Source organism: Pseudoalteromonas sp. APC 3224, from assembly GCF_030407535.1.
In the GTDB taxonomy this organism is placed as follows: Bacteria; Pseudomonadota; Gammaproteobacteria; order Enterobacterales; family Alteromonadaceae; genus Pseudoalteromonas.
The window spans coordinates 1-5,057 of the sequence record NZ_JASDDF010000068.1 but is presented as its reverse complement, the minus strand read 5'-3'; the positions used below and the strand labels follow the sequence as shown (position 1 = coordinate 5,057).

The following is a 5,057-nucleotide window of genomic DNA, read 5'->3' as shown; positions in this document are numbered from 1 at the left end:
CCGCTTAGAGTCAACGGTAAACATATTCTGCTCAAACTTTTATATTGAATATTAAGCCATTTATCCTTTTTAAAATAAGCTGATTTCAAAGTGAAAAATGCAATAATTTCCGAGTAAAGTTAAAAATATTTTAATTTTTTCTGGCGAAGATCAAAATGCGGCCTACCCTTAGTATGTAAATTAGGTACTGATTATTTGCTCAAAATTAAATCATATGGGCATGCAGTTGATCATTTACGTTACATCAAACCACTTATTAGTGAAAAAGGATATAAAGATGAAAAAATGTAAATACGCAGCATTGCTCGCTTCAGCTATCTATGCACAATACAGTTTTGCTGCAATCGATGAGCTCACTATTTTACAACACACTCAAGAAGCAAAAAAAACCACAATTGCCAAACACGCTAATACACATGTAAATCTTTCTAGGCAATTTACAATCGAAACAACACAAGGCCCTGTAATTACCCAAACTTTATCGCACCCTAATGCTGATTATATAAAGCTACATTTTAGCCAAGTAGATCTAAATGGTGACGCAAAGTTAATCGTTAGAAGCGAAGACAACTCAGAGCGATATGAATATAGTAGGAATAATATGGACGCTGCAACAATCGATAGCTTAAACGGAGATGATGGTGTGCATTCATTTTCTTCTATGTCGGTTTCAAATGACAGCGTTATCATTGAATATTACCCTGATCCAAAAAACAGTAAGCAGCAACACCAGTTTGGTGTTATTGATAGCTATTTTTACGGCACTGAAAGTGCCAATATAAATATCAATGAACAAAATAAACCTGCCCCTTTGTCTACCTGCGGTATTAATGAGCGCAAAGATGTGCAGTGTTGGGCTAATTACAACCCAACAGAGTTTGACCGCAGCCGCCCCGTAGCACGCTTAGTAATTGGTGGCCGCAGCTTATGTACCGGTTGGCGCGTTGGCAGCGATAATAAATTATTTACCAATAACCACTGTATTGAAACTGCATCTGAGCTTGCCTCTACAGAAGTGTGGTTTAACTACCAAAATAAAAGTTGTAATGGGACAACCAGAGAAACCACTGTAAAAGTAACAGGTAAAGAGTTTTTTAAAACTGATTACACGTTAGATTACACCCTATTTAGTGTTAATGACTTTGCCAATATTGAACAGTTTGGTTACTTAGGGCTTGATGTGCGAAACGCACAGCAAAGTGAACGTATTTATATTCCGCAACATGGTTCAGGTAATCCTAAGGAGCTGTCGATTGAATCTGATCAAGACACCAATGGTTTGTGCCAAGTTAATGCCCCCTCAACGAATGGGCGTGGAAGTAATACTGATATTGGATACTATTGTGACACTATAGGCGGCTCTTCTGGTTCTCCTGTTGTTGCAGCATCAAGTAATCGTGTTATTGCACTTCATCATTTAGGCGGATGCTACAATAAAGGCGCCAAAATAAGTAAGATTTGGCCCCAAGTCGCAACTTACTTTAATAACACAGTGCCTGTTGGCGATAACGACGGTAATACACCACTGCCACCTACCGCACGTTTTGAATACAGCTGTGAGCAATTACAGTGTAATTTTGATGCAACAAGCTCCAGCTCAGCAGGTACTATCAATAGCTATAGTTGGAACTTTGGCGATAATCAAACCGATACAGGTGCAACTGTAGTGCATAATTTTGTATCTGAGGGTGATTACGACGTCTCTGTTACGGTGCAAGATAGTAACAATAATACAAACACGCTAACCCAAACAATTAATGTTTCAAATGGCTCACCAACAGAAGTTGAATTAACTAAAGGGCAAGCATTAACAGGCCAAAGTGCAGCATTAAATCAAGAGACTATTTACTATATTGATGTACCTGCAAATAGCACTAACATCTCAATCGACATAACGGGTGGTTCAGGTGATGCAGACCTCTATGTTAAAAAGAGTACAGTGCCAAGCACAAATAATTACGACTGCCGCCCATTTAGAAATGGTAACAATGAAAGCTGTAATATAAGTCAAGGAGAAGGTCGTTTTTACATTATGCTTAAAGCGTATAACAGCTATCAAAACGTAACTATCGTGGCTAATTATGAAAATAGCGCACCACCTACAGATAATGACACTCGCGTATTAACGTCTCGTGCTTATGGATTTCCAGATTTTTGGCAGCGCTATAGTTATGTAGTACCTACAGGCGCAACCACTGTAAACATAAAAACATTGGGTGGCGAGGGAAATACTAACCTCTATGTTCGAGCGGATGCAGCGGTAACAAAAACACAATATGATTGCTTATCGAACAACAAAGACAACAATGAAAGTTGTATCTTAGAAGTGAGTTCAGGCCAGACATTACAAATCGGCTTGTTAGGTGTCACTAATTACGATTGGGTTAAGCTTGTTGCAACTGCAAAATAAATAATATCATTCCCCTAAAAAAGCACTGTAGTGAACCTGCAGTGCTTTTTATTTGGTTTTAATTTACTCTTTTAATGCAGGCGTAATAAACATCACAATAAATAAAAAATACCACCTATTACAAAAAGAACTCATAGTTAGTCGTTATTAAAAAACATAATCCGATCTCGCTATTGAGTGCGTGATAATAGCTTCAAAACTTGTTTAACTACCATTTCTGGCTCATCATTTTGTGGATAGTGGTAACTTTTACTGGTTAGCACTATCTCACCTTGAGGAAAATCATTAGCCCAGTTTGAATGCAGTTCTCCCCACATTTCACGCCCTTTATCAGTAAAAAATAACACCGATGGATTTTCATATTTTTTAACTGAGGCAATAACCGTCACGGGAATATCTGCTATTTGTGGATAATCGGGCAAAGGTCGCTTCGACCAAAAGTCTAAATACTGATTCGACATGCCGTTTTTCATATCATCACGTTTTATAGCGGCAATTTCTTTTTCAGCGCGCGGTAAATCAATCTTACGCATAATATCAACATCATGCTCTGAGGCGGGTTCAATTAACATTAACGCTTTAATGTTATCGGGGTAACTTGCTGCAAATACCCTTGCGATATAAGCACCATAAGAATGCGCCACATAAACTACTGGTTCATCAATTTTTAGCGCTTTGAGTAATAGTAAAGCCTCAGTAGCATACTGCTCTGAGCTATAGTTTTTCTTTATTTGCGAAGAGCCGCCATTGCCAATTCGAGAATAGCGAATTACTTTTGCATGCTTGATAAGCGAGTTATAAATGGGATCCCAATCACTAAGCCCTGCAGAGCCACCCGCCTCAAGTAAAACAGTGTGTTTACCACTCCCCGCCATTTCATATTCAATATCAAAGCCATTTACTTGCACTTTAGCAAGCTCAGCAAAGGCAGCGGTTGAGGTGATTAATACCCAAAATAGAATCGTTTTTATTATTAGTTTCATATTGTTAAAGCAAATTAGTAGTTAGCTTAAGTTTATAACATTAAGCACTATGTTTATAAATAAATTCTCTATCACAGAACCTCAGAAATAAATAATCACCCTTAAATCATGTTTTGACTAATAGATTTCCCTATTCAAACCTATAAACCTCTGTGACCCTATGCCATAGTCTAAATAATTCATAAATTTAGTAACTTGGCGGCATGCTTACAGCTTTTTTCTACCAGGAAATTATTTGATAAATTAAAGCTTATGATACATAACGCTTTATGTGTCCTGTTAATTGCAGTGACTTAATTTTTTAAGGGTGCAAGGTGTGAGAATGGAACCAAAGTTTAATGAAAGTGATTTGATTTTTGTAGACCCTGAAGCCGAATGCATTCACGGTTCGTACTTAGTAGACCGTTTAGATGACCACAACCAAGCCACATTTAAACAGCTAATTATTGAAGGTGGCCACAAATTATTAAAAGCCGCCAACCCCAATTGGTCAGAACAACTAATCCCAATAAACGGCAATTGTACGTTAGTGGGTAAGGTAATATTTACGGGTAAGTCACTTTAAAATTAATAATATTTTTAACTATTACAAGGATGTATATGAAAAACTTAAAAATGATATTTGTCTGTATATTGTTGATTTTTGTTGGGGTGATTTTAAGTGATGCACTTCCATCTGTTCTTGATGGATCACAATCAATATTGTGTATTATAGACAAGTACTTAAAGCCTGTTTTTTTCCTTCTAGCCACCTCCCTTACTATCCATTTAGGGTATAAAAAAATATCTAATGACGTTAGGGTAAACTTTGCATTAAATGATCCAAGTTCAAGCTACCTTCCCGCTCAAATAACCTCGTTAGTTTTGATGAATCAGAAAGATAAACCAGTGAGCATACAAGAGATTTTAGTTCAGTTTCCTGACAGTCGAGCAATGGTGTTAAAGAAATATAATTCCCCTTTAATTTTAGGGCCTTTATCAAGTGAGAAAATTGAAGTTCCTCAATATAGTAAAATATTTATAGGGGGTGATAAAAACTATGAGCCAGATTTTGAAAACTCAGTAATTAAGTTACAAACCCCATCAGTTTATATATCTTGCACCTTTCCAAAATTTAAAGATAAACTCATAGGTGCTTCGATCGGCCGAAAAATAAGACGGTTTAGTGGTCATGTTTATAACGATGAAGTTAAATACGCACTTAAATACAAATATAACAAAAAAACTCTTGTCGCTTTTATTTTACATAATAGTCAGTTCTGTAATGAGTGGAACTTTATACAACCTAACTTTAGGTTAGGCTTTAGTGTAGAAGAAATAGTGTCTATAGATGAATTGAATTTTATTGATTCATGGAGATTATATGAGCTAAATGAAAAAAGCCAAAATTTGATATGTGTTAGTTACGATCAATTCGACGTTGAAAATTAAATCAATATTTTATGAATAATAAAAAAGCCCACTAAGTACGGGCTTTATATTATTTGTAATTTAATCATAAATTTGAATTTTTCGGTTGGCTATATAAACGAACTAGCCCATTCATATTGTGGTAATGAGTGGCGAAATGTATTTCCACTCTTTCATTCACTGTTGGGTAACAAAAATGTTGAAGCTCTAATAATAATTTCCCAAACTTTATAATGTGTTTTTCTATATCTCCA

The 5,057-nt window shown here is 36.1% G+C and carries 4 protein-coding genes; 3 read left to right on the top strand and 1 reads right to left on the bottom strand.

Features of this window, described 5'->3' with window-relative positions; all coding sequences use genetic code 11:
- The first annotated feature begins 277 nt into the window (after positions 1-277).
- A complete protein-coding gene (locus QL989_RS19010; RefSeq protein ID WP_290171701.1) occupies positions 278-2,410 on the top strand; it encodes a pre-peptidase C-terminal domain-containing protein in 2,133 nt (710 codons plus the stop codon).
- Between the two features lie 170 nt (positions 2,411-2,580).
- On the opposite strand, the gene QL989_RS19005 is transcribed toward QL989_RS19010, so the two are convergent.
- A complete protein-coding gene (locus tag QL989_RS19005) occupies positions 2,581-3,393 on the bottom strand; it encodes an alpha/beta hydrolase (RefSeq protein WP_290171700.1) in 813 nt (270 codons plus the stop codon).
- A 322-nt stretch (positions 3,394-3,715) separates the two neighbouring features.
- Here QL989_RS19005 and QL989_RS19000 point away from each other — a divergent pair, with 322 nt between their 5' ends.
- Positions 3,716-3,958 (top strand): S24 family peptidase, encoded by a 243-nt coding sequence (locus QL989_RS19000; RefSeq protein WP_290171699.1) that lies wholly within the window; start codon positions 3,716-3,718, stop codon positions 3,956-3,958.
- Positions 3,959-3,993: 35 nt separating this feature from the next.
- Positions 3,994-4,824 (top strand): hypothetical protein, encoded by an 831-nt coding sequence (locus QL989_RS18995; RefSeq protein WP_290171697.1) that lies wholly within the window; start codon positions 3,994-3,996, stop codon positions 4,822-4,824.
- The last annotated feature ends 233 nt before the right edge of the window (positions 4,825-5,057 follow it).